Origin of the sequence: Brochothrix campestris FSL F6-1037 (assembly GCF_000525915.1) — a bacterium.
Lineage (GTDB): Bacteria > Bacillota > Bacilli > Lactobacillales > Listeriaceae > Brochothrix > Brochothrix campestris.
On sequence record NZ_AODH01000035.1, the window covers coordinates 26,655 to 49,113 of the forward strand.

Below are 22,459 nucleotides of genomic sequence, written 5' to 3' on the forward strand. Positions count from 1 at the left end.
TGTTTGTTCTGCTCTTCTTTATCAAACAAACAGATTTACATTTTTATCATTCCTTGAATGCAATACCAATATTAACATAATGTGTCAGAAATTCAACAATTTTTTTCACCTTTTGCAAGTACTTAATAACTAATCAAACCTATACTATAACACGAAATCAGCGGTTTTAATGAACAAAAAAACGACAGCTCTGTAGGCTGTCGTTTCCTTGTAAATCATTATTTCCCATGTAAAATGGATGACGCCAATGCAGTTGCCGTCTTTTGATCACAGAGTCGCTCAACAACCGCTAATGCAAGTTCAATCGTTGTCCCAGCAGCACGTGAGGTGATGATTGCATCTGATATAACAACGTTGTTATCTGAATATAACGGAGTCGTTATATCTTGTTTGACTGCCGGAAAACTCGTCACCGTATGCCCCTCTAAAATACCTGCTTTTTCAAGTGCAATTGGTGCCGCACAAATTGCTGAAATTAACTTTTTCGACGAATAATGTTTTTTAATTATCTGTTGTACAACAGCATTATCACGTAACGTTTCGGCGCCTTTACCACCTCCGGGTAAGTAAAGACAATCATAAACGGTGTTAGCCACATCATTCATAAGACAATCGGCCTCAACAATAATGTCATGAGCACCTCGAACCGCAAGTTGATTGTTGACCGCAGCTGTTACCACTTCGATATCCACACGTCTAAAGAGATCTATCGCTGCAATCGCCTCAATTTCTTCAAAACCATCAGCCAGTAGTACTAATATTTTCGTCATCTGCAATCATCCTTTCTTTGTAGTTACCTAAGCTACTACGAACGGCGATAAAATCACCTGTTTTCTTCTTGGAAAAATCGATCTTCTTAGCAGGCGAAAGTATCACCACCGTCGATCCGAAGTTGAAATAACCCAATTCGGCGCCTTTTTCAATTTCTTTTCCAGAAAAAGTATCGACAATTGAATTAATATTCAACGCACCGACCGCTACCAATAATGTATCCTCACCAATTCGATAGACTACCCGGTGATTTTTAGCATACAATTGTGAAATATTAGTCATGCCCCACTCATTGACGGGAAAACTCGTACGTCCTAGTTCCCCCACACGACGAATCGCCCCTGCTATCGGAGAATGATAGCGATGATATTGACTTGGACTTAAATATAAAATGATAAAACTGCCCCCACCGCCAACTGTAGCGGCAACTGATTCACCTAGTAATTCCTTTAATTGATAGGTCGTCCCCTTAACTTCAAATGTTTGCTCAGCTGTAATGATACCAGACTGTTGAATAAAACCATCTACTGGAGATACCCAATCAGTGGCAGCTAACGGTCTCTTTTTCAGATTAATCGGTCGGGCGAAAAAGGCGGCAAGCGTTTGATAAGATGAGACTTTCGCTGTCATTTCAGCTTGATTTATCCGATATTTTTTAGCAAACAGTTTAATCAACGGCTTGCTTAATCGAGAACATGTGAATCTTTTCAAAGGTGCTGATACTAATCGTAACGCTAATATTCTCATAATCATTACTTGCACTTTCTTCATATGTTTAACTCCTAAATAAGGCTGTAGCATCACAACACGTAATTTACACCTCTTCTATTTCAACATCTTCTTTTGAATGACCTAATTTTCTGACTTGAATTTGACTAACCATTAAAAAGCCAAGGAAGATTATAATAATACCACCTAAAAAGACCGGTAATATTTGGACAATTAATAACGTTGTCAACGCCGCTGCTGGAACGGGTAAACCGATAAAATAATTAAGCCCGGATTGACTGACATTAAAACGGGCCAGTCGCACAATACTGCAAATCAAATAGACGACTGTGCTGACTAATGTCCAAAAATGCAACCCGTTAACTGTAAGATGAATTACCATTGGCGCAACCCCAAAAGTCACAACATCCGCCAATGAATCAAGCTCTTTACCTATGGTGGAACTAGAATTCAATCGTCTCGCAGAGTATCCATCAAAACAATCGCATAACATCCCGATTAAAATCAACACGACCGCATAAAAAATATAGGATTGACTTGCTACTAAAATGGCAAAAAATCCGGCCAAAAAGTTACTAATTGTAAGGATTGAAGGAATATACTTCATCGTTGTTCCCTCCTTTCTATTCTCAGTTTCATTATATACCTTTATGTTTTACTTTCCTACCTATTACTAGTTAGAAAACATTAAAAGAACCCAAAACATAACAACTGTTTCCGGCTCTTTTATCTTTCTCTGTCACAATCCCATCTTCGCAAAGATTGTCTGTCGCTTAGATGGAATAGACGTTACTCTGCTTTTCAACTGCCTGTTGCATCGTTGCATTTAATTTCAACAGCACTTGATTGCGACTTTTGACATTCATTTTTTGGAGAATATGGCTCACGTGATTTTTAACCGTATTCTCACTTAAACCTAAAAATTGAGCAATTCGTTGATTATTCTCACGTTTGATAATCAACTGTAAAACTTCTGTTTCTCGCGTCGTTAACTTATAACGAGAGGCTCCATTAATACCTCGCTCTGCCTTAATATCAATCACATTCGCGGCAAAAAACGGATCGATGTAAGTCTCGTTATTCAGCACAGCTTGAATGGCAGCCGTCAAATGTTCTTCACATACACTATAAGATAAGAAGCCTTTAATTTTTTTACTGCACGCTCGTGAATTAAATGACTCTGAAAATAATAAATACCTCGTTTTAAAATCTGTGTATACAGTATGTTTATAGTCGTTATACTCCGCATCGATAATACATAGTTTAAGCGGTATAGGTGTACATGTTTTATAATTTTCATAGTCAGCTGTCTTGTTATCATTTTCTTGAATAATAACATGTTCAACGTTCGCTAACATTGTCTTTAAGCCTTCGCAAAAAATATTACGTCCCCTTAATTCAATATATATCATCTATGAGCCTCCCTTTAAAACAATCTTTCTTCCATCTGTATCCAATTCCCTTTTTTTCATATCATAAACTAGTTTACCAGTATTTTATAAAAAAATAAAGAAAGCACTCCCATGAGTGCTTTCCTTATTTTTTATCAATCTCTTACCTTTAACGCTCTGCAATCACTTCAAGTTCCACCGAGATTTTAATCTCATCCCCGATTAAAACACCACCTGTTTCAAGTGCAGCATTATACTCAATTCCGAATGCTTTACGGCTGATTTTTGCATCTGCTGAAAAACCAGCCACAATTGAACCATCCATTGGATTTTTACTTTGACCTGCAAATTCAACATCAAAGCTGATTGGTTTAGTGACGCCAACTAGGGTTAAGTCACCTATCATTTTGTATTCATCTTCAGCTGTTTTCGTAATAGTTGTTGCGACAAAATCAATCGTTGGATTGTTTTCAACATTAAAGAAGTCGGCACTCTTAAGATGCTCATCTCGTGCTTCTTGTTTGGTTTTAATACTATCTGCTTGAATTGTAAATTTAATATCAGCAGTCGTCAAATCAGTTACGTCCATATTTAACTCGGCTGAAAAAGTTTGGAACGTACCTTTAACCTTTGAAATCATCATGTGTTTCACTTGAAAATCGATTGAAGAATGGGCTGCATCTAATTTATATGTTTTGTTTGTCATTTTTCATTTCCTCCTAATAGTTGGTTTCGCTTAACTTCTATTTATACTTTACCACACTTACTTTTTGTAATCAAGTTATTTTAAGTAACTTTTATTCGTTTTCTTATATAACTTACCCTATCTACTACAAAATCAATCATCTATTAAAAAAAATTCCCTTGCACAGCTCAAATGACAGCGCTTTTTCACTAATTATATGATATTCTTAAATAAAATAGGAAATGAGGGAGTTTGAATGATTAACTATGCAGTGATTGGCACAAGTATGATATCAGGTCAGTTTATCAAATCAGCACAAGCCACGAATGAATGGGACTTAACGGTGCTTTACTCCCGTTCGGTTGAAAAAGCAGAACACTTCTTAACAGCTGAAGAACTTGCTTTCGTACCGATTGAAACAAACTGGAACGCCTTTTTAGGAGATGATCGTTTTAGCACCGTCTATATTGCCTCACCGAACAGCCTTCATTTTCAACAAGCGATTGCCTTATTACAGGCAAAAAAAAAATATTGTCGTTGAAAAACCAATTTTTCCAACCGCGGCTGAAGTCGTAACAGCTCAAAAAATCGCGAAAGAAAATGGCGTCTTTATCTTTGAAGCTGCAAGACATATCCATGAAGAAAACTTTAAAGTCGTCAAAGACTTACTCGGTAACAGCCCTGAAATTGAAGGCGCCACCTTTGCCTATTCAAAATACTCATCACGTTATGATCAAGTACTTAACGGTGAAGAACCTAATATTTTCACAACCAAATTTGCTGGCGGTGCCTTAGTCGATTTAGGCATTTATTTAGTATATTCCGCAGTCGCTTGGTTTGGTGTTCCCGACCAAGCTCATTATTTCGCCAAAAAAATCAGTACCGGTGTTGATGGTTCAGGCACAATTATTTTGCAGTACCCCTCATTTAATGTCACCTTACTCACAGGTAAGATTATTCAATCTTATTTACCGTCAGAAATATATACAAACACAACCACCATTAAACTAGATGCAGTTAATGCTATTACTGATATTGCAGTCTGGCATCGTGAAACAAATAGTGAGACGCAACATGCTGTGGCAGCTCCTGAGCTGTTATTATATGATGAGGCTCTTGCATTTGCCTCTGTCATCAACCACCCAACAGATGAACAAGCACTGGCTCGCTATGCTTACTGGTCTGAATTAAGCTTACAAGTAACTACCTTAATCGAACAGTTAAGGCAAGATGCCGGTATTATCTATGACGCTGAAAAATAATTAGAAGTTAATCCCCCTCGCTCAAACAGCGAGGGGGATTTGTTTAAACAAGTCGTGTACCATGTACTTCTGTTACTTCAAGGATGTGCGCAATGTTATGCATATTTTCTTTTGTAATCCCGCCACCGGGTAAAATCACTAGCCTTTCGTTGGCATGATTTTGATAAGCTTTTAAAACAGCAAGATGATCACTAATCGCAGTAGTTAATGGACCACCATGTGTCAAAATCCGTGTTACACCGTGGTCAGCAAGCCAATCAATCGCTTTAAACGGATCAGAGAGCTCGTCAAATGCCATGTGAAATGTTAAGTCCATACCTGCTGCTGCAGCGATGATTGCTTTGTTCTTTTCTTCATCTAATGTGTTAACTGCTGTTAAACAACCAAATACAAGCCCGGTTATCCCACAGTCTTTGTACGCCTGCACATCGGTTAACATCATCGCTAATTCTGCCTCATTAAAGACAAAGTCACCTTTTCGAGGACGCACCATCGCCATCACCGGCACCTTATGTTGTGCACAAAAAGCAGCTGTTTGTTTCGCTACCCCTAAACTGACCGAGGTACCACCTTCTGCTAAGTTATCACATAGCTCAATTCGATCAGCCGCTGCAATAATTGCTGGTATTCGTTCGAAATTCTCAACACAGACTTCTTTTAATAACATCTCTTTTCCTCCTCGATATAGACTTCTTCTTTATTATAAAACAACTTCTTCTGATATAATACTTTTTAACAAACCAATTAGTATTTTATAGTTAGTTATTTTCCGTTTCATTCTAACGGTTAAGTACTTTACTTAAGCGGAGGTGTTTCTATCAAATAAATATTCATCCTATTAGCTAGTATAGCGCTTCTTTTATTAACTGGTTGTCAACCATATGATAAATCCTTTTCACCGCGGAAAGAAACGGCGATTCCAATCATACTTGTACCTGGAACACATGCAACTGAAGATCGTTTCGATGCCTTTACATCCGATTTATCTACTAGCTATCATCATCAAGCGACAACAATGAAAATCACTGTTATGAAAGACTTAACCTTGGATTATAGCGGCGCAAAATTAACACCCGATACCCATCGGCCATTTATCGTTATCGCCTTAGAAGATCTCTTTCAACGCTATCATTTTAAACAATTTGATGCCGTCGGTCATTCTAATGGCGGACTCGTCTTAACTAACTTTTTAGAATATCACAGCAGTGAAATTAAATCGCAGTTACGTCATTTAGTCACAGTGGCTACTCCTTATAACGACACAAAACAAACAGATAACGGCACGAACAGTGATATCACAAAAATCCCAACCCAAACACATCTGTTGACGAATTTTATTGATCGTAATGTCTTTATTCCTAAAAGTATTACCCTGTTGAACATCACTGGCGATATCAAAGATAATCATGAATCTGATGGTATTGTGCCTGTTAACAGCGCCTTGTCGGGTAGCCTTATTTATAAAGATGTCATTCAGTCTTACCGTGAAAAAGTCGTAACCGGTAAAGGTGCTGGCCATAGTGATATTTTAGAAGATGATGCCACCAAAGAAGCGATTATTGAATTTATTTATCGTTAAGCTATCAAAAAGGAGGACTTATGTTTAAACAATTTAAGCTAGTACTCATCTCATGCCTACTTGTTGGACTCGTTGGCTGTCACACTGTCTCCCATTCAAAAAACACTCAAGGTACCTTAACAAGTAAGAGTATCGCACCAATTATACTTGTTCCAGGTACTAATGGGCGGGCCACCGATTTCGATGCTTTCATCAAAAACATCGGTGCCTTTTATAACTACACACCGCATGTCTTGCGTTTAATTGTTCATCCTGACCATCAGTTGAGTTATTTAGATAAGCCTTTACCTATTACAACGACGCGCCCCTTCATTGTGATTGCTTTTGAAGATAGTTCAGAAGATGGCACCTTAACACAATCGGCCTGGCTTCATACCGCCCTAACAGCGATACACACTGATTACGATTACTCCAATTTTGCTGCTGTTGGCTACTCTAACGGCGGACTTGTTTTAACACACTTACTTGAACAATATCCGCAGTCTCCTTTTAAGATGACTGATTTAATTACGATTGCTACACCCTTTAATGACTTAAGTTTGGTCGATAACGGGGAATCCGCCTTTATCGACCACCCCCCTTTAGTGACCGAGACGCTTTCTTTTTTAATCGCTCACCAACAAACGCTACCGCCTGAATTGAATTATTTAAATATTACTGGTGATGTCGCAGCAAATCATCTTTCTGATCAAGTCGTTCCAGTTAATAGCGCGCTCAGCGGTCGGTTGATTTATCGCAACATCGCCAATTATCGCGAAAAAATATTTATCGGCCCGCAGTACTCACATCAGCATATTTTAAGTGATTCGCTTGTTCAACAAGCGCTTATGTCTTATATTGACGACGAAACAAAAACCGACACAAATTAAGTGTCGGTTTGAGACTGCATTTTAGTTTTCCAAGTAATGATAAACTGCCCCAAGCATCCCCGCTTGATTATGATGCGTTGTCGCAGCTATCACTGTATCGCGTGCACCAAACCACGCCAGTTGCTCCCTTATTTCGGCAATAAAGGTTGGCCGTTGGGTAATTCCACCACCGATAAAAATATGCGACGGATCGAATAAATAAATAAGATTGTAGAGGCTCATACATATCCCATTAAAAAACTCGGTCACCAACCGTGTACACATATAATCACCTGCATCATAACCGGCAAAAATTTCTTCGCCATTCACTTCAGCAACGGGCTTTTGCAGATGCGCTGCATATTGTTTACGCAACTGATACAAGGTTGCTTGCTCATTGACCGTATGTGTCGACGGTTGACTCGCTCCCGGTCGTTCGGTAAACATATAACCGAACTCCCCCGCTCTAAAACGAGCCCCTCTGACGAGCTTGTCATTGACATAAATACCACCGCCAACACCCGTACCAATCGTCATACATAAAAAGTTATCAAGGGTTTGAGCCTTACCAAGCCATTTTTCAGCGAGTAATGCACAATTGGCATCATTCTCAATCGCAGTTGGTAAGTGAAGTTCTTCCTCAGCCCATTTCAGCATGTTAAAATTGTCAAAGTCTCGAATCGCACCTCCCATTGTAATTAACCCTGTTTGTGGATTGACATATCCGGGAGCGCTCATGGCAATGCCTGTGACATCAGGATGATTTTTCACCCATTTTTTCATTTCGGCTAAAATTTGCAAACCATCAAAATTTACGATGGCAACCTCATTCGTTTCCAGTAATTGTCCATCGGTTTGAACAATCCCCATTTTCAAATTAGTTCCGCCAATATCGAAAGCAGCAATGTCTTTATCCATGTCAATCACATCCTCTTAGGCGACCTTTTCTTCTTCAACTCCTGCTGATGTATTAACCTTATTCGATACCATCACGAACGGTAAGTAAATGACAACTGAAATCGCTAAACAGAGTAAACCAACTGCTAAGGCACCGAAGTTACCTCCTGTTCCTAAGAAAGGAATTAACGGCCCAGGTGTTGTCCATGGGACTTGATAAGCTACCGGTGGAATTACTTTTGTTACAACAAACAGATACCCAACAACAGTGTTAATCGCTGGTGTAATAATGAATGGAATAATTAAAATCGGATTCAACACAATTGGTAAACCGAAAATAACCGGTTCATTAATGTTGAATAAGCCCGGTCCAAGCGATAGCTTCGCAATGTCACGGTAGTCTGTACGACGTGACGCGATGAAAATAGCAATCAATAAACCAAGTGTCATCCCTGAACCACCATAGTTAGAAAAGGCATCATTTAATCCACCCCAAGTAGCTGGATACGGTGCGCCCCAAGCACTACCATGAGCGGCAACATACGATAAGTTTTCCAAGTTTGGTTCTGTAAAAATTGTATCTCGAATCGCTGCAATTGTATTTGGACCATGAATACCTAAAACCCATAATACGTTTGAGATAAATCCAAGTAACACAACTGAGTAAATATTAGTTCCCATATCTTTTAATGGTGATTGAATGACTGTGTAAACCAAGTCATTAATCCCTTTTGGTGACACTAATGTAACAACATAATTAAGGACTGAGAATAAAATAGTAATGATAACGATGGGAATTAAGACTTTAAATGAACGTGAGACTGCTGGTGGCACTTGATCAGGCATTTTGATTAATAAACGTGGTGAACGTGAAAGACGACTAAATACTTCACCAACGATAATACCTACAATAATAGCGACGAATAAACCTTGTGCCCCTAAAAATTTAACAGTCATGTAAGAAGCATTATCCACTACTTCATACGGCGTATAGACGATAAAGAAGGCACCGACAGCAGTTAACCCCGCCAGTAAATCATCTTCTTTAAAGGAAATCGCTAAATTTCGTGCGACTAAGAACACAATCAAAATTGCCATAATATTAGTCGACCCTTGCATAACTGGTGTAAATAGTGCTTGGGCTGATGCTAAATTCGGAAATAGTTTCCCTAAAAACAATATTTTTGCAATGAAGCCATCAGGTGATAATACCGCAAAATTTAACAAGGTAACAATTGATCCTGCCATAATTAACGGAAACACTAAAATAAAGGCATCACGAATTGCTGCAATATGGCGCTGTGAATTCAATTTATTAGCTACAGGCACCAACATTCTTTCCATTCCACTCTCAAACTTAGTCATTATACTCATTTTTATTCCCTCCCATATCCTCTTATCGACTTTCTATTATTAGGCTTCCATTGCTTTGAAAGCTGTTTCTAATACCCCTTTGCCGTTCATCATACCATAATCTTTCATATCGATAACAAGTACTGGAATACGGCCAGCGACCGCCTTGTCAATCTGTGGTTTTTGATAACGTACTTGTGGTCCTAACATAATGATGTCTGCTGTATCAATTTTTGATGATGCTTCAGAAATTGATAACGCTTCAATCTCAACATCAATACCGATTTTTTTTTGCGTGCGCTTTCATTTTGTTAACTAAGAGACTCGTTGACATTCCCGCTGCACAAACAAGTAATATTTCCTTCATGCTATTTCCTCCTAGCGGCTCAGCTAACGGACTCATCCGCCAGCTCTCCGTGTTATTTTTCATCAATTAAATTAGCACCATTGGCTGCAATTGTTTTTTTGTACCAATAAAAACTATCTTTTTTATAGCGTTTTAAGTCTTTCTCATCCGCTTCATCACGGTCAACAAATACAAAACCGTAACGTTTTTGGTAGCCGTTTAACCAGCTGAGTAAATCGGTAAAACTCCAAGTACAGTATCCAATCATCTCGACACCATCAGAAATTGCCTCTTGAATAGCAAGTGCGTGACGACGAAGATAGTCAATCCGATAATCATCGTGTATCTCAGACTCGGCTGTTAACTTATCGTATTCTCCGAGACCATTTTCAGTAATGAAGACTGGCACGCGGTAACGACTGGCAATCCGACGTAAACCGATGCGTAAACCGGTTGGGTCAATCTCCCAATCCCAGTTTGTTTTTTCTAAATAAGGGTTAGCTGCGTTTTTAAACAAGCCTGGAATCCCTTGTTCTTCGGTTGTGCCTTTTTCACCGGTCGTGTTCATCTTCCCTAGACCGACACCATCAATTGGATTAAAGGCGTTTGTCGCTGTTTGATAGTAGTTCAAGCCCATAAAATCAGGTGCCCCTTGTTTAAGCAATTCGGTATCACCTGGTAAAATGTCAGGTGCCCAGCCTTGTTCTTCTAACCAAGTAAATACCGCCTTCGGATATTCACCCCACATATAAACATCCATCCAAAAGTTAGCGTTATACTCTTCTGCATTCAAAGCCGCCAATACATTTTCTGGTTTCGAATCGATGGCATAATTTGGTCCGTAAGCAAAACTTGGTCCAATCTTGCCTGGAACGCCCAACTCACGAAAGGCTTTAATTGCCGAAGCATTCGCAAGGTTCGCATGATGATTTGCTGCGTACATGCGTTTTGGATCAGATACACCAGGTGGATGTGTCGCTAACATGTAACCATGTGAGATAAATACATTTTGTTCATTTAAGGTAACCCAATGTTTTACCTTTCCTTTAAAGCGGTTAAAGACAAGCGTCGCATAGTTCGTAAAGTCAGCAATCACTTGACGTGATTCCCAACCACCATACTGATCTTGCAAGGCTTGAGGAATATCCCAATGATATAAAGTCACGACTGGTTCAATCTGGTGAGCTAACAGTTCATCAATCAAATTCTCATAAAAGCGTAAACCTTCTTCGTTCACTGCCCCACTACCCTCAGGGAGAATACGGCTCCACGCAATCGAGAAACGATAGGCTTTTAAGCCTTGTTCTGCCATCAAGGCCACATCTTCTTTGTATTTATGGTAATGGTCTACTGCAACATCTCCCGTTGTTTCTTTAAATGTTTTCCCTGGGATGCGAACAAAGTTATCCCAAACAGATGGCCCTTTGCCACCTTGGTCCCAAGCACCCTCAACTTGATAAGCTGCCGAGGCGGAACCCCATAAAAAATCAGCTGGAAACGGACTTAAACGTTTATGTTCCATATCATGACCTCCATACTTTATTTTGTCTATACATCAAATGTATACGCTTTCACTCAATAGGTAAATACTTTTCATCTTATAAGACCGATGTACCACATGTTTGATATTTATTTCAACAATGAAACACTTTGTTTCATCAACAAAACCGAGACGTGTAAGTGTCTCGGCTCAGATTGATATTAGCGTCTACTAGCAAGGTCGTCGGGTGAGTTCAAAAATACCTCATCTCCGCAAAATAGTCGCCTCCCTTTTTCTATCAACTCGTTTGCTTCTAACGAGCTGTTTTCACTTTTCTTTGTAAAGTTCTTCATAATTTCGTTTAGCTAAGGCCTCCAACAAAAATAAGACAGGTAACTGTGTCGTTATGTTCGCATGGGTCATTTTTTCTTGAGGCACGTAATAAGATAAATTAATATCCGATAATGATGCCAATGTATTATGGGCTGTATTCGTAATACTAATAACCTTACTGCCATTACTTAGCATGTTACGTGCTTGTTCCAATACTTGTTCAGTTTCACCTGAAACCGATAAAATAATCATCACGGATTTCTTAAAAGGACGACCCACCGTTGGATAAAAGGGGTCTTTTACAAAGAAGGTTCGCTGATCTAAATTAGAAAAATAACGTGAACCATACTCCGCTAATATCCCCGAAGTTCCGATGCCAAAAAAGACGACGAGTTCTGAGGTCTTTATTAATGCAACTGCTTGTTCAAAAACCGCCTCGTAGTCAGCTGTTAAATCACGACTAAAAAAATCATTGGCAACCTTCACTGTATTATTTAACTTTTCCGGTACAGGCAACTTAGCCTCTTCTTTTAAGCGCAGTTTAAATTCGGAAAAACCTTCGCAACCGATTTTCCGTGTAAAACGGACAATGGTAGCGGCTGATACCTGTGTTGCCTCTGCTAATTCACGTACGCGCATATACATTACTTGTTCCCGATTATCTCTAATGTAACGATAAAGTTGCTGTTCAATCTCGGTAAATTGTTTAATTACTGCAGTTGTAAACATCATTATCCCCCCTGTTCCCTATTTCAATTATAGCGAATAATCGGAATGAAAGGGAACTCAAAAAAGAAACAGTCAGTTATTAATCGGTCGCTGACATCTTCACCTTGTTTGAGACAATAACAAATGGTAAATATATTAATACTGCTATTGCTAAACAAAGCAGACCTACTGCCAACGCACCGAAATTACCACCGGTACCTAAGAAAGGAATCAACGGACCAGGTGTTGTCCATGGCACTTGATAAGCCACCGGTGGAATCAATTTGGTTGTCACGAAGAAATACCCTACAACCGTATTAACAACCGGTGTGACAATAAATGGAATAATTAAAAGCGGATTCAATACAATCGGAAGACCAAATATCACCGGCTCATTGATATTGAATATTCCCGGTCCAATTGAAAGTTTAGCAATGTCACGATAATCGGCCCGACGTGAGGCAATAAAGATCGCAATCAGTAGACCTAACGTCATGCCTGAACCACCATAATTAGCAAAGGCGTCCGCCAAGCTACCCCATGTTTCGGGATACGGTGCTCCCCATGAATTTCCATGGGCAGCTACATAAGATAAATTCTCTAAGTTAGGCTCTGTAAAAATCGTATCTCTAATAGCTGCAATTGTATTAGGTCCATGAATACCGAGTACCCATAGTAAATTGGAGACTAAACCTAAAATAACAACTGAATACACATTTGTTCCCATATCTTTTAATGGGGCTTGAATAACAGAATAAACCAAATCATTGATTCCATTAGGTGATACCTTCGTAATCACAAAATTCAGCACTGAAAATAATACCGTAATCATTATAATCGGAATAAGCACTTTAAAAGAGCGGGAAACCGCCGGTGGTACTTGCTCTGGCATTTTGATTAATAGACGCGGTGAGCGAGCTAAACGACTAAATACTTCGCCGACAATAATACCAACGATAATAGCAACAAATAACCCCTGCGCCCCTAAAAACTTAACGGTCAGATAGGCTTGATTATCAATCACCTCGTAAGGTGTATAAATAATGAAAAATGCCCCAATCGCCGTCAACCCTGCTAGTAGATCATCTTGTTTGAATGATATCGTTAAATTGCGGGCAACTAAAAAGACGATTAATATTGCCATAATATTCGTCGACCCTTGCATAACAGGTGAAAAGATTGCTTGCGCTCCCGCTAAATCAGGAAACAACTTCGGTAAAAATAGTATTTTCGCAATAAAACCATCAGGTGATAATACTGCAAAGTTAAGTAACGTCACAATCGACCCCGCCATTATTAGGGGAAATACTAAAATAAAAGCATCTCGAATAGCAGCAATGTGTCGCTGTGAATTTAATTTATTCGCCACCGGCACAAGCACCCGTTCCATACCATTCTCTAGTTTTGTCATTATTCGACTCATTTCCTCACTCCTTTTCTGCCTTTGTTAGGACACTCCAAATGTAACCGTTCACTTTAGATTGGTAAATACCAATTAACGATTATGATTCAGTTACCTTGCGCATGATATTTTTACCTGAATAGGAACAACTTGTACCAACCTTAACATGTTGTTGGCTACAAACTTCCAGCAAGTTCCTCGATGATATAAAGCACCGGTACTTGTGAGTGGCGTTGTTCATCTATGACTGACACCGATTCCGTATAATAAGCGATAGTTACATCGGATAACTGGGCAAGTGTATTGTGCTGTGTGTTTGTAATGCTAATAACTTGATGGTTATTTTGTTTGAATGCCTTTAGTTGCTGTATCACTTTTTCATTTTCACCTGAGGCCGAGATTACAATTGCCACAAGCTCATCTGTTCGTTGCGCTGGTCCGAGCTGAAATACTTCTGTTGCAAAAAAACTCATCGGCCTTTTTTTACCAACCAACTGCGCACCATATTCAGCTAAAAGAGCCGATTGACCACCTCCAAAAAAAACAATAATACGTGCCTGTGAAATAATCGTGAGCGCCTCCACTATTTTTTGTTGATATTCCTTTCCTTTCACTCGCCCAAGGAATTTTTCAACATTTCGAGAGTAAGACACACGCTCGTGGTTATCCACTTGTTTCTGCCGCTGTTGCAGTTCTAGGCGGAACTCTGCAAAACCTTCACAGCCCACTTTTTTAGAAAAACGAACGATTGTCGTTGCTGACACACCACTTGCTTGCGCTAATTCACGAATTCGCATATACTTCACCTCTTGCTGATTCGCTAAAAGATACCCGTATAACCGCTGTTCTACTGCTGTCATTTTTTTCAACTGACTACCGTCTATCATTTGGCAACACTCCTCTACTTAACTCTATTATGGACCAAACCAACGTTGTAAACGCGTTCATTTTTGCACACATAAAAGACCAGAAGTGAAACAACTTCTGGTCTTTTTTACATTATTTAATTCAGTGCCGGCTTACTCAGTATCAGTAGCTGTACCGAACTGACTATTATACAAGTCTGCATAAAAACCCGCCTGTGCCATTAATTGTTCATGCGTTCCACGCTCACTAACCGCACCCTCTTGCATTACTAAGATGAGATCAGCGTCACGAATTGTAGAGAGGCGGTGAGCAATTACAAAACTTGTTCGTCCACTACGAAGGTTATCCATTGCTCGTTGCAGATTCACTTCTGTTCGTGTATCGACCGATGAAGTCGCTTCATCGAGCACAAGCATGTCACGATTAGCGATAATTGCACGGGCAATCGTTAACAGTTGTTTTTGTCCTTGCGAAATATTATTACCATCCTCATCTAAAATTGTATCGTAGCCTTCAGGTAATTTACGGATGAAATCATCCGCATAGGCAGCTTTGGCCGCCGCTTCGATGTCTGCATCGGTTGCCGCACTGTTGCTGTAACGAATATTTTCGCGAATCGTCCCATTGAACAACCACGTGTCTTGTAACACCATACCAAATTTAGCACGAACCGCTTCACGGGTCATACTTTGAATATTAACACCATCAATGTATATACTACCGCCTGTTACATCATAAAAACGCATCAAGAGATTAATAATGGTCGTTTTACCTGCTCCAGTTGGTCCAACAATCGCAACTGTTTGACCTTGGGCAACAGTAAAACTTAAATCGTTCATCAGCAACGCCTTGCTATCATAGCCAAATGAGACATGTTCAAAAGCAACACTGTTTTGATACGCTGCTTTGATGTCAGCTGTCGCTGATGGAATAATATCTAACTCATCTTCTTCATCTAACATTTCGAAAATACGTTCAGCTGAGGCAATCGTTGACTGAATCACATTTGCAATGTTACCGACATCCGAAAAGGGTTGGCTAAATTGACGAGCATATTGAATAAAGGCTTGAATATCCCCGACGTTGATACGACCATTCAAGGCATAGAATCCTCCGACAATCGCAACCCCAACGTAACCAAGATTCCCAACAAAACGCATCAACGGCATAATTAAACCCGATATAAATTGTGCTCGGCGCGCTGCCCGATAATAGCTCGCATTTCCTTCGTTGAACAACTGTAGCGACTTATCTTCTTGTTGAAATGCTTTCACTAATTGATGGCCACTATACATCTCTTCAATATGATTATTTAACAAGCCTAATTCTTTTTGCTGTTGCTTAAAGGCCGACTGTGACTTTTTAGCAACTAGTACGACAACAATTAAGCTCAAGGGCACTGTCAATAAGACGATTAAAGTGAGGTTGAAGTTGATTGTGAACATCATAATCGTAATCCCGATAATCGTCACTAAGGCTGTAATCGCCGTAGTTAGTGATTGTTGCAAAGTATTCGCAATGTTATCCATATCATTGACAGCCCGCGACAATAAATCACCATTGTTACGCTGATCATAATAGTTTAACGGTAAACGATCCATTTTCGCCTTTAATTGTTTGCGCATATCGTAGACTGTCTTTTGTGCAACCGAACTCATAATATACTGTTGAATGAAACTAAAGAAGGAACTTAACACGTATAATCCGATTAACCACATAACAATCGTACCGACTGCACCGTAATCAATCGTCCGTTCAGGACTCATCATCCCTTTAAAAATCAATGTTGTCGCCTCACCTAATATTTTTGGTGACACAATTGTAAAGATAGTTGATAAAATCGCAAAGAGGAACACAATCATTAATTTCCAGCGATACGGATGCAAGTATGTGAGCAAACGTTTAAAACTTGTTTTAAACTCTTTTGGTTTTTCGACGATTTTTTGTCCGCCTGGTCCATGACTCATGCCCATTCCTCCTCTGATAGTTGTGAACGCATAATTTCTTGATAAACCTTATTCGTTGCTTTCAATGTTTCATGCGTTCCTATCCCGACAAGTTGCCCTTCATCCATCACTAATATTTTAGTGGCATCCATCACTGAGGTAATCCGTTGGGCAATCGTAATCATAATCGAATCTTGTTCGTAAACAGCTAACGCTTGACGCAACTTGGCATCTGTTTTAAAATCCAACGCCGAAAAACTATCGTCAAAGATATATAAATCAGCTTGTTTAACTAAGGCGCGGGCAATCGCCAACCGTTGTTTTTGACCTCCTGAGAAGTTATCGCCACCTTGTTCGACCACTGCTTCCAGTTGATTGTCTAGTTCGCGTACAAATTCAGCCGCCTGAGCAATTTCTAGTGCGCGCCATAATTGTGCATCAGTTGCCTCGCCATTGCCATAGCGTAAGTTAGAAGCAATTGTGCCGCTAAACAATAAAGCCTTTTGTGGTACAAGCCCAATCCGTTTGCGTAAATCAGCTTGCGCCACTTGACGAATATCCTCTCCATTCATCAACACTTCACCTGTCGTCACTTCATAAAAACGAGTCAACATATTAATTACCGTTGATTTACCAGCACCTGTACTACCGATAATGGCAATTTGTTCACCACGATCAGCCGTAAAGCTGACCTGTTCTATTGCAGGTTTTTCGGCATGTTCGAATTGAAAGCTCACCTTATTAAAGGCGATATGTTGAATATTATCCAAGACCTGTGGTTTGACTGGATCGACAATTTCAGTTTTTAATGCGAGTACATCATTAATACGTTGCGCTGAGGCAGCCGCTCTTGGAATGAGTACGAACATCATCGCTAACATCATAAATGAGAATAACACTTGCATCCCATATTGAATAAAGGCCATTAAATTACCGACCTCTAATTCACCTTGTCCAATCAATTTCCCACCAAACCAGACAATCGCAATACTCGTAATATTCATAATTAGCATAATAACTGGCATCGCAAACGCCATTACTTTATTGGCATAGATAGCTGTTTCTGAATAGCCCTGATTAACCTCATCAAAACGTTGACGCTCATCCGCACTTTTATTGAACGCACGAATGACACGAATACCATTTAAACCTTCACGAATTACGCGATTAAGGCCATCTGTTTTCGTTTGTAATTTTTTGAAAATCGGCGTTACTTTCATCCCAATAAAAATCATTACCAACATGAGAATCGGTAGCACCACACAAAAAACAAGCGATAATTTCGCATTACGAGACACAGCCATCACGATACTACCAATTAACATGATTGGGGCAGTTAGCATCATTCGTAATATCATCATCGTTAAGGTTTGCATTTGCACAACATCATTTGATGTTCGGGTAATGAGTGATGCCGTGCCTACCTTATTAAACTCTTGTAATGAAAAAGAAGTCACGCGCTCAAAAATTTGCGCGCGTAAATCACGCCCATAAGACATCGATACTTTAGCTGAATAAAACACGATAATAATCATTAAAATAATTGTCGCAATCGTTAACCCCATCATTTGAATACCGCTCTGCCAAATATAGGCGGTATCTGCCTTAACAATACCTTTGTCGACAATATTTGCCATTATTGTTGGTAAGTAAAGCTCCGCAATCACTTCAATAAACGTCAAAATAATAATCACACTAATTGGAACCTTGTACTTTTTCAAACCACCTAACAACTTAAACATCCGTTCTCACCTCTATCATTTCTTCAATTTTACTTTCTTTTCTTTTTACATTTTTTTTCGATACAGTAATTAATCTTTGTTTTTTGAAAAACACTTATCATCTGATAAGCATTTTAACACTATTATTTTTAACCGGTCAACTGATTACTCTTTCCGATCTTTCAAATCAAAACTGATTGTGATTTCAACTGATTTCGTCTACAATATAAAGTATCACGGTTTTTTGAAAGGAAGTATTATCATGCGTTTTATCGTCACCTTTTTAGCAACGCTCGTACAGTTCATTGTACTTGCCTTTATTTCATATATCATTTTATTTGATGGTAGCCTTTTACTCGGACTGATTATGTCCGTTCTTATTAGTGCTCCGGTTGTTTTTATCGGTGCCACTGCAGCTGAACTTTATTATGGCTTGCGTCATGGTAAACCTGGCCATTTTGTAGGATACGGCGCGGCCTATGGTTTTGTTGTCGCCTTGCTACTTGCCTCGATTTTACAATTATCAATTCCAATGATTATTTTAACGTGCGGCCTCGGTGTTATCTTTGTCGGAGCCCTCGGATTAACCTTCTTCTACATTCGTGGAGCAAATCCTGGCAACGCACGCAAAAAACGTCAAGCCTAAAAAGCATTTACCCGCTGATAATAAATCCCCTATAAGATGGACACGACAGAGTGTCTCTTATAAGGGATTTTTGTTTATCATGAAAAGATATGTCACTAAAAAACGACCGCCTGTGAAATACAGACAGCATTTTCAACAAGTTGTCCTTTTTTTCTAAAGGACATTTACAAAATGGTACACTTTCTGAGTTGGCAATCGCTTTTTTTAGGATTTATGCTTACTTAAATGCACCATCACTTCTTCGTTAGACTCGAGTCCCATTTCACGCATTACACGTTTCACTTCATTGACATCCAATGCTAATGTTGTTTCATCTGTACTTGAAGGAGCTGGCATCGTTAAGATTTTACGGGCATATATTTTATTACATGTCTCAATAAATTGATTATACATCGCACTCGTTTCACTTTGAAACGTAACTAACGGATTAATCTGACCGTATGCTTGTAAACCAATACCTTCTTTGATTGTTTCAACTTCATAGAGATACTCTATCCATTGTTCATCAATTGTTTCAATAAAGAGATTGCGTTCTATCTCATTAATTGAGTACATATTAAAACGCAACCGATTATCACGATACCATTGTAACAAAAAGGCTGTCCCCTCATTTTCATTTAGCTTTGTTAAGGAGACAATTCGTTTTGGTAAAGCAATCCCATCAAACAGTTCGTAGATGGCACTTTTTTTACGTTCATCCGATGCCGCTAAAGCAAAAATAGGTGAGACAATCCCACAAATTATTTGTTCTGTGAATGTCTTTGTATCCGTTAAACTAATAATTTTAAACCGTTCCGCGTAGATTTTTTGACTTTGCAAATGTAAAACTTCATCAAATTGCAATAACTGTTTACGCACATCAAAGTTATGTGCTTCACGTGCTTCTTGGGCATAACGCATTACTTTTTTTACAAAGCGCCCCTTCAAGGGCCGATCAGTTTCTGGCCGCTTTTTCGACCGGAACTTTTCCCAACGACGACTATCAAATTGTTTCAACAGTTCATCTTCTAGCGATAGGATGAATTTACTATGTCCTGGATTACCACGCCGGCCTGAACGGCCAATTAATTGCAAATCAATGCGACGACTATCAAAACGTGAAGCTCCGATAACGCATAACCCACCCCGTTTTAATGAGGCATCATCTAATTTAATATCCGTGCCACGTCCAGCCATGTTCGTTGCGATTGTTACTGCACCAAGGGTCCCAGCATTTGCTATAATCGCCGCTTCTAAACGATGATTTTTTGCATTTAAAACGTTATGTGGAATCCCTTCCCTGTTCAACAGTTCACTCAGCCATTCACTTTCTCGGATTGAGTTTGTGCCGATTAAAGAAGGACGGCCTTCTTTTAAATTATTAAAAATTTCTCGTACGATTGCCCGCCCTTTTTCTGCCTTCGTAGCATAAATTTCATCGGCTAAATCTTGGCGATTAATGCGCATGTTCGTCGGTATCACTACGACATCTAAGTTGTAAATCATTTTGAATTCTTCGGCTTCCGTTGTCGCGGTGCCTGTCATTCCCGATACTTTTTGATACATTCTAAAATAATTCTGAATCGTAATCGTAGCTAATGTCGTTGCCTCAAAATTAATCTTAACCCTTTCTTTTGCCTCTAAAGCTTGATGCATTCCATCGCTATAGCGACGTCCTGGTATTGCTCGTCCAGTATTTTCGTCAACGATAATAACTTGCTCATCCATTACGACATAATTTTCATCTTTCTTCATTAAAATATGTGCTCGCAAGGCAGTCATTGTCGCACGCATCACCGTTTGATTAATTGAATCGAACAAATCAGCTACTTGCCAAAAATATTCTGTTTTACGAATCCCCGCTTCAGTTAGCCATACCGTATGATTCAATTGATCCAAAGTATAATCATTTTCTACAAACGTTAGCAACAGACGATTTGCTCGCGCATAGAGAGAAAGATCCTCATATTTAATGCTCGAAATCACGAGGGGTGTTCGGGCTTCATCGATTAAAATTGAGTCGGCCTCATCAATCAACACAAATTCAAGACCGGTTTGCACCCGATCTTCTACGTGTTTAACCATGTTATCACGTAAATAATCAAAGCCAAATTCTGAGGCAGTCCCATAAATAACATCCCCTTGATAAATCGCTTGTTTTTCAGCCGTTGTTGCTTCATCGCTATTTAAGGTTACAGTTAATCCCATAAACTCCAACGTACGGCCAATTTCATCCCGATCTCGTTCTGCTAAATACGTATTAGCTGTAATTAAATGGACTTTTTTTTCCTCGTAATACTTCACTGTATAACACAAACAGCGATACCAATGTTTTACCCTCACCTGTCTTCATTTCGGCAATGCAACCATCTGCCAGTGCCAATGCGCCAATTAACTGGACATAAGCTGCTTCAAATCCAACAACTCTGCGAATCGCCTCTCGCAAAAGAGCATAGGCTTTTACAAGATCATCTTCCGTTATATCAACATCAGCGCTGAATTTAACTCGCCAATATGTTGTTTGTTCCTTAAATTCGTTGTCATCAAAATAAGTATATAATTTACTCTGTTGTAAGATTCGTCGGGCTAAACGACGATATCCTGTCATTTGATTGTTGTGTGTACTAAGATTCATATGGATTATCCTCCTGATTGCTATTTCTTTATTATACAAGATTGTTACCAGTCTGTGTGGTTTTATCCTCTGTTTCGTCTTTTTACTTCGACAGTAAAGTCCCTTCACTACACTAAATAAACTAGTTGTTTTTTAGTCTAAAAGTAGCTATCTCACTGTTTTTTAATGACTTTCATTGTAAAACAGCATAAAAAAAAGGTACTATTAAAAGTGTAACCTGTTTTTAAAAGGTAAATATTACGTAACCTACACTTATTTTAAAATGAAAAGGAGAGATTAATCGATGAAAAAACTAACACTGACACTAGCCTCTGCTAGTCTTGCAGCTACATCTATTGTTGCACCTGTGGCTGCATCTGCTTCCACGAATGTGACTGTTAAGCTCAATGACACCTTATGGGGGTTAGCCAAACAGTATAAAACGACTGTTGAAAAATTAAAACAGTTAAACAACTTGGAGTCTGATACGATTTACGTTGGACAATCATTACAAGTGTTAACAACACCTACAACACACATTGTTAAAAGCGGGGATTCGTTATGGAAAATTGCCCAAACAAATCACACGACTGTTGAGAAATTACAAGCATTCAACAACCTTCAGTCGACTATTATCTTTGTTAATCAAAAAATCGCTGTCCCTCCTGTTGACTATACAATTGATACAACGGCAGTTGTACAAAAGGCCTCAGACTCTGCACAAGAAACGCCTGTTGCAAAAGACTTAACACCAACAGATCCAGCAACAGAGCAGTCTGTAGTCGCTGAAGAAGCTCCTGTTGCTGAAGAAGCTCCTGTTGCTGAAGAAGCTCCTGTTGCCGAAGAAGCTCCTGTTGCTGAAGAAGCTCCTGTTGCTGAAGAAGCTCCTGTTGCCGAAGAAG

Annotated in this window: 21 protein-coding genes and 2 pseudogenes; 6 read left to right on the top strand and 17 right to left on the bottom strand. The window is 39.3% G+C overall.

Features of this window, described 5'->3' with window-relative positions; translation table 11 throughout:
* Nucleotides 1–218: 218 nt before the first annotated feature.
* The 5 genes from BCAMP_RS07985 to BCAMP_RS08005 all read right to left on the bottom strand — a co-directional run bounded on the left by BCAMP_RS07985 (nt 219) and on the right by BCAMP_RS08005 (nt 3,597).
* A complete protein-coding gene (locus tag BCAMP_RS07985) occupies nt 219–770 on the bottom strand; it encodes a DJ-1 family glyoxalase III (protein WP_035314916.1) in 552 nt (183 codons plus the stop codon).
* Nucleotides 742–1,542: an archaetidylserine decarboxylase gene (asd, locus tag BCAMP_RS07990; protein ID WP_051456975.1), complete on the bottom strand. Its 801-nt coding sequence runs from the start codon at nt 1,540–1,542 to the stop codon at nt 742–744. Before asd ends, BCAMP_RS07985 begins: the two co-directional genes overlap by 29 nt.
* A 43-nt stretch (nt 1,543–1,585) precedes the next feature.
* Nucleotides 1,586–2,107: a CDP-diacylglycerol--serine O-phosphatidyltransferase gene (gene pssA, locus BCAMP_RS07995; protein WP_035314917.1), complete on the bottom strand. Its 522-nt coding sequence runs from the start codon at nt 2,105–2,107 to the stop codon at nt 1,586–1,588.
* A 166-nt stretch (nt 2,108–2,273) separates the two neighbouring features.
* Nucleotides 2,274–2,912: a response regulator transcription factor gene (locus tag BCAMP_RS12645; RefSeq protein ID WP_051456976.1), complete on the bottom strand. Its 639-nt coding sequence runs from the start codon at nt 2,910–2,912 to the stop codon at nt 2,274–2,276.
* A 148-nt stretch (nt 2,913–3,060) separates the two neighbouring features.
* Entirely contained in the window at nt 3,061–3,597 is a 537-nt protein-coding gene (locus BCAMP_RS08005) for a YceI family protein (protein WP_035314918.1), read from the bottom strand.
* Between the two features lie 235 nt (nt 3,598–3,832).
* Here BCAMP_RS08005 and BCAMP_RS13900 point away from each other — a divergent pair, with 235 nt between their 5' ends.
* A complete protein-coding gene (locus tag BCAMP_RS13900) occupies nt 3,833–4,117 on the top strand; it encodes a Gfo/Idh/MocA family oxidoreductase (RefSeq protein WP_198015749.1) in 285 nt (94 codons plus the stop codon).
* On the top strand, nt 4,044–4,838 hold the full coding sequence (locus BCAMP_RS08010) for a Gfo/Idh/MocA family oxidoreductase (RefSeq protein ID WP_198015750.1): 795 nt from the start codon (nt 4,044–4,046) through the stop codon (nt 4,836–4,838). Before BCAMP_RS13900 ends, BCAMP_RS08010 begins: the two co-directional genes overlap by 74 nt.
* 43 nt (nt 4,839–4,881) lie before the next feature.
* Here the strand turns inward: BCAMP_RS08010 and BCAMP_RS08015 are convergent, their stop codons facing one another.
* Nucleotides 4,882–5,505 (bottom strand): copper homeostasis protein CutC, encoded by a 624-nt coding sequence (locus BCAMP_RS08015; RefSeq protein ID WP_035314919.1) that lies wholly within the window; start codon nt 5,503–5,505, stop codon nt 4,882–4,884.
* A 249-nt stretch (nt 5,506–5,754) separates the two neighbouring features.
* On the opposite strand from BCAMP_RS08015, the gene BCAMP_RS08020 reads away from it, so the two are divergent.
* Complete coding sequence (locus tag BCAMP_RS08020; protein ID WP_269479279.1) at nt 5,755–6,417, top strand: alpha/beta hydrolase; 663 nt, start codon at nt 5,755–5,757, stop codon at nt 6,415–6,417.
* Nucleotides 6,418–6,437: 20 nt separating this feature from the next.
* The gene (locus BCAMP_RS08025) at nt 6,438–7,286 is read left to right on the top strand and encodes an alpha/beta hydrolase (RefSeq protein WP_035314921.1); all 849 of its coding nucleotides are present in this window, start codon (nt 6,438–6,440) and stop codon (nt 7,284–7,286) included.
* Nucleotides 7,287–7,307: 21 nt separating this feature from the next.
* Here the strand turns inward: BCAMP_RS08025 and BCAMP_RS08030 are convergent, their stop codons facing one another.
* The 9 genes and pseudogenes from BCAMP_RS08030 to BCAMP_RS08070 all read right to left on the bottom strand — a co-directional run bounded on the left by BCAMP_RS08030 (nt 7,308) and on the right by BCAMP_RS08070 (nt 18,339).
* The gene (locus BCAMP_RS08030) at nt 7,308–8,183 is read right to left on the bottom strand and encodes an ROK family protein (protein ID WP_035314922.1); all 876 of its coding nucleotides are present in this window, start codon (nt 8,181–8,183) and stop codon (nt 7,308–7,310) included.
* A 15-nt stretch (nt 8,184–8,198) separates the two neighbouring features.
* Complete coding sequence (locus BCAMP_RS08035; protein ID WP_035314923.1) at nt 8,199–9,536, bottom strand: PTS sugar transporter subunit IIC; 1,338 nt, start codon at nt 9,534–9,536, stop codon at nt 8,199–8,201.
* A gap of 39 nt (nt 9,537–9,575) precedes the next feature.
* A pseudogene (locus BCAMP_RS08040) lies at nt 9,576–9,882 on the bottom strand (PTS sugar transporter subunit IIB).
* Nucleotides 9,883–9,934: 52 nt separating this feature from the next.
* Entirely contained in the window at nt 9,935–11,383 is a 1,449-nt protein-coding gene (locus tag BCAMP_RS08045; RefSeq protein WP_035314924.1) for a glycoside hydrolase family 1 protein, read from the bottom strand.
* Between the two features lie 285 nt (nt 11,384–11,668).
* Nucleotides 11,669–12,403: a MurR/RpiR family transcriptional regulator gene (locus tag BCAMP_RS08050; protein WP_035314925.1), complete on the bottom strand. Its 735-nt coding sequence runs from the start codon at nt 12,401–12,403 to the stop codon at nt 11,669–11,671.
* Nucleotides 12,404–12,482: 79 nt separating this feature from the next.
* Nucleotides 12,483–13,805, bottom strand: a complete 1,323-nt coding sequence (locus BCAMP_RS08055; protein ID WP_035314926.1) for a PTS sugar transporter subunit IIC — start codon at nt 13,803–13,805, stop codon at nt 12,483–12,485.
* Between the two features lie 155 nt (nt 13,806–13,960).
* Complete coding sequence (locus BCAMP_RS08060; RefSeq protein ID WP_035314927.1) at nt 13,961–14,671, bottom strand: MurR/RpiR family transcriptional regulator; 711 nt, start codon at nt 14,669–14,671, stop codon at nt 13,961–13,963.
* Nucleotides 14,672–14,803: 132 nt separating this feature from the next.
* Complete coding sequence (locus tag BCAMP_RS08065; protein ID WP_035314928.1) at nt 14,804–16,618, bottom strand: ABC transporter ATP-binding protein; 1,815 nt, start codon at nt 16,616–16,618, stop codon at nt 14,804–14,806.
* Entirely contained in the window at nt 16,615–18,339 is a 1,725-nt protein-coding gene (locus BCAMP_RS08070; protein ID WP_035314929.1) for an ABC transporter ATP-binding protein, read from the bottom strand. Before BCAMP_RS08070 ends, BCAMP_RS08065 begins: the two co-directional genes overlap by 4 nt.
* Before the next feature lie 241 nt (nt 18,340–18,580).
* Here BCAMP_RS08070 and BCAMP_RS08075 point away from each other — a divergent pair, with 241 nt between their 5' ends.
* Complete coding sequence (locus BCAMP_RS08075; protein WP_035314930.1) at nt 18,581–18,964, top strand: hypothetical protein; 384 nt, start codon at nt 18,581–18,583, stop codon at nt 18,962–18,964.
* Nucleotides 18,965–19,168: 204 nt separating this feature from the next.
* On the opposite strand, the gene BCAMP_RS15195 is transcribed toward BCAMP_RS08075, so the two are convergent.
* Nucleotides 19,169–19,960 (bottom strand): hypothetical protein, encoded by a 792-nt coding sequence (locus BCAMP_RS15195; RefSeq protein ID WP_456297563.1) that lies wholly within the window; start codon nt 19,958–19,960, stop codon nt 19,169–19,171.
* A gap of 21 nt (nt 19,961–19,981) precedes the next feature.
* Nucleotides 19,982–21,578, bottom strand: a pseudogene (locus BCAMP_RS15200) (preprotein translocase subunit SecA); the annotation flags it as partial.
* 283 nt (nt 21,579–21,861) lie between these two features.
* Between BCAMP_RS15200 and BCAMP_RS12650 the strand changes: the two are divergent.
* Nucleotides 21,862–22,459: LysM peptidoglycan-binding domain-containing protein (locus BCAMP_RS12650; RefSeq protein WP_156921193.1), on the top strand; the 598-nt coding region annotated here is incomplete at its 3' end.

Bases quoted from the DNA above. Each gene is read 5' to 3' on its own strand.
- BCAMP_RS07985 (WP_035314916.1), bottom strand. From the start codon at position 770: ATGACGAAAATATTAGTACTACTGGCTGATGGTTTTGAAGAAATTGAG.
- asd (WP_051456975.1), bottom strand. From the start codon at position 1,542: ATGAAGAAAGTGCAAGTAATGATTATGAGAATATTAGCGTTACGATTA.
- pssA (WP_035314917.1), bottom strand. From the start codon at position 2,107: ATGAAGTATATTCCTTCAATCCTTACAATTAGTAACTTTTTGGCCGGA.
- BCAMP_RS12645 (WP_051456976.1), bottom strand. From the start codon at position 2,912: ATGATATATATTGAATTAAGGGGACGTAATATTTTTTGCGAAGGCTTA.
- BCAMP_RS08005 (WP_035314918.1), bottom strand. From the start codon at position 3,597: ATGACAAACAAAACATATAAATTAGATGCAGCCCATTCTTCAATCGAT.
- BCAMP_RS13900 (WP_198015749.1), top strand. From the start codon at position 3,833: ATGATTAACTATGCAGTGATTGGCACAAGTATGATATCAGGTCAGTTT.
- BCAMP_RS08015 (WP_035314919.1), bottom strand. From the start codon at position 5,505: ATGTTATTAAAAGAAGTCTGTGTTGAGAATTTCGAACGAATACCAGCA.
- BCAMP_RS08025 (WP_035314921.1), top strand. From the start codon at position 6,438: ATGTTTAAACAATTTAAGCTAGTACTCATCTCATGCCTACTTGTTGGA.
- BCAMP_RS08030 (WP_035314922.1), bottom strand. From the start codon at position 8,183: ATGGATAAAGACATTGCTGCTTTCGATATTGGCGGAACTAATTTGAAA.
- BCAMP_RS08035 (WP_035314923.1), bottom strand. From the start codon at position 9,536: ATGAGTATAATGACTAAGTTTGAGAGTGGAATGGAAAGAATGTTGGTG.
- BCAMP_RS08045 (WP_035314924.1), bottom strand. From the start codon at position 11,383: ATGGAACATAAACGTTTAAGTCCGTTTCCAGCTGATTTTTTATGGGGT.
- BCAMP_RS08050 (WP_035314925.1), bottom strand. From the start codon at position 12,403: ATGTTTACAACTGCAGTAATTAAACAATTTACCGAGATTGAACAGCAA.
- BCAMP_RS08055 (WP_035314926.1), bottom strand. From the start codon at position 13,805: ATGAGTCGAATAATGACAAAACTAGAGAATGGTATGGAACGGGTGCTT.
- BCAMP_RS08060 (WP_035314927.1), bottom strand. From the start codon at position 14,671: ATGATAGACGGTAGTCAGTTGAAAAAAATGACAGCAGTAGAACAGCGG.
- BCAMP_RS08065 (WP_035314928.1), bottom strand. From the start codon at position 16,618: ATGAGTCATGGACCAGGCGGACAAAAAATCGTCGAAAAACCAAAAGAG.
- BCAMP_RS08070 (WP_035314929.1), bottom strand. From the start codon at position 18,339: ATGTTTAAGTTGTTAGGTGGTTTGAAAAAGTACAAGGTTCCAATTAGT.
- BCAMP_RS08075 (WP_035314930.1), top strand. From the start codon at position 18,581: ATGCGTTTTATCGTCACCTTTTTAGCAACGCTCGTACAGTTCATTGTA.